A 2,315-nucleotide genomic window follows, 5' to 3' on the forward strand; every position below is an offset into this window, starting at 1 on the left:
CAGACGTCAGTCGCGGCGCAGCTTGCGGTACGTCACGCGGTGCGGGCGGGCGGCGTCGGCGCCCAGCCGCTCCACCTTGTTCTCCTCGTAGGACGCGAAGTTGCCCTCGAACCAGTACCAGTTGCCCGGCTCGTCCTCGGTCCCCTCGTAGGCCAGGATGTGCGTCGCCACCCGGTCGAGGAACCACCGGTCGTGCGAGACCACGACTGCGCAACCGGGGAACTCGAGCAGCGCGTTCTCCAGCGAGCCGAGCGTCTCGACGTCCAGGTCGTTGGTGGGCTCGTCGAGCAGGAGCAGGTTGCCGCCCTGCTTGAGCGTGAGCGCGAGGTTGAGGCGGTTGCGCTCGCCGCCGGACAGCACSCCGGCSGGCTTCTGCTGGTCGGGACCCTTGAAGCCGAACGCGGCCACGTAGGCGCGCGACGGCATCTCGACGTTGCCGACCTTGAGGAAGTCGAGCCCGTCCGAGACCACCTCGAACAGGGTCTTCTTGGGGTCGATCCCGCCGCGCGACTGGTCGACGTAGGAGATCGACACCGTCTCGCCGACCTTGAGCTCGCCCTTGTCCAGCGGCTCGAGCCCGACGATCGTCTTGAACAGCGTGGTCTTGCCGACGCCGTTGGGACCGATGACGCCGACGATGCCGTTGCGGGGCAGCGTGAAGCTCAGGTCGTCGATGAGCACGCGCCCGTCGAAGCCCTTGCCCAGGCTCTTGGCCTCCAGCACGATCGAGCCGAGTCGCGGACCCGGCGGGATCTGGATCTCCTCGAAGTCGAGCTTCCTGGTGCGGTCCGCCTCGGCGGCCATCTCCTCGTAGCGCGCCAGGCGCGACTTGGACTTGGTCTGCCGGCCCTTGGCGTTGGACCGCACCCACTCCAGCTCGTCCTTGAGGCGCTTGGCCAGCTTGAGGTCCTTCTTGCCCTGGATGGCCAGGCGCTCGCCCTTCTTCTCCAGGTAGGTGGAGTAGTTGCCCTCGTACGGGTACAGCCGGCCGCGGTCGACCTCACAGATCCACTCCGCGACGTGGTCCAGGAAGTACCGGTCGTGGGTGACGGCCAGGATGGCGCCGGGGTAGTCCTTGAGGTGGGCCTCCAGCCAGAGCACGCTCTCCGCGTCCAGGTGGTTGGTGGGCTCGTCGAGGAGCAGGAGGTCCGGCTTCTCCAGGAGCAGCTTGCACAGGGCGACCCGGCGGCGCTCACCACCGGACAGGACGGTGACGTCGGCGTCCGGCGGCGGRCAGCGCAGGGCGTCCATCGCCTGGTCCAGCTGGGCATCCAGGTCCCAGGCGTCGGCGGCGTCGATCGCCTCCTGCAGGTGGCCCATCTCGGCCAGCAGCGCGTCGAAGTCCGCGTCCGGCTGGGACATCAGCTCCGAGATCTCGTTGTACCGGTCGAGCTTGCCCTTGATCTCGGCGACGCCCTCCTCGACGTTGCCGAGCACCGTCTTGGACTCGTTCAGCGGCGGCTCCTGCTGCAGGATGCCGACCGTGTAGCCCGGGCTCAGGCGCGCCTCGCCGTTCGACGGCTGGTCGAGGCCGGCCATGATCTTGAGGATCGTCGACTTCCCGGCGCCGTTGGGTCCGACGACGCCGATCTTGGCGCCCGGCAGGAAGTTGAGGGTGACGTCGTCGAGGATGACCTTGTCGCCGTGCGCCTTGCGCGTCTTGTACATGGAGTAGATGAACTCAGCCACTGGCTCTTCGTCCGCCTCGGTGCTCGTGGGGTCGCCCCGGCGCTCGCGTGGCTCGGGGCACTGCTGACCAGCATCCCGGCGGCGGGTCGACCGCGCGGCACGGGGTGCGCGCGGTCCGACCAGCCACGTCGTCGGGTGCCGGTGCCCCAGCCTAGGCGATCACCTGGCGCCGGCCAGTGCGAGCCCCTGCTCCTCGTCCTGCGCGGGTGCCTGACCTGCGCCCTCGTCCTCCGGGAGCTCCTCCAGCCCGGAGACGTCCGCGGGTGCCTCGTCGGACGTGTCGTCGGACGCGACCGCGGGGCTGACCGTCCGCGCGAAGTGGCTGCTGCCGAACGCCAGGTTCGGTCCGAGCGCGCTCGCGTCCAGCACGAGCGACGTCCGCGGGCCGTCGGCGCCCACCCACTCCTCGGTCGACAGCTGCCCCTGCACGATGACGGGGTCGCCCTTGCGCAGCGACCGCGCCGCGTTCAGCGCGGTGGTGCGCCACACCTTCACGTTGAACCACTCGGTCTGCGCGTCCTTCCAGACGCCGGCCTGCTTGTCGAACCAGCGGCGCGTGCTGCCCAGCCGGAACGTGGTGAACGGGACGCCGCCGTCCGACTCGTGGTGGATCCGCACCTCGGTGC

The 2,315-nt window shown here is 69.8% G+C and carries 2 protein-coding genes; both read right to left on the reverse strand.

The genetic code is table 11. The features are described 5' to 3' along the window. Positions 1-6: 6 nt before the first annotated feature. Positions 7-1,689 (reverse strand): energy-dependent translational throttle protein EttA, encoded by a 1,683-nt coding sequence (gene ettA / locus AC1DUQ_RS20910; protein WP_477062745.1) that lies wholly within the window; start codon positions 1,687-1,689, stop codon positions 7-9. Between the two features lie 159 nt (positions 1,690-1,848). Continuing rightward, the coding region (locus tag AC1DUQ_RS20915) for a single-stranded DNA-binding protein (protein WP_477074537.1) at positions 1,849-2,315 on the reverse strand (467 nt) is incomplete at its 5' end.

The organism is Cellulomonas sp. P4_B5_2, assembly GCF_056402235.1.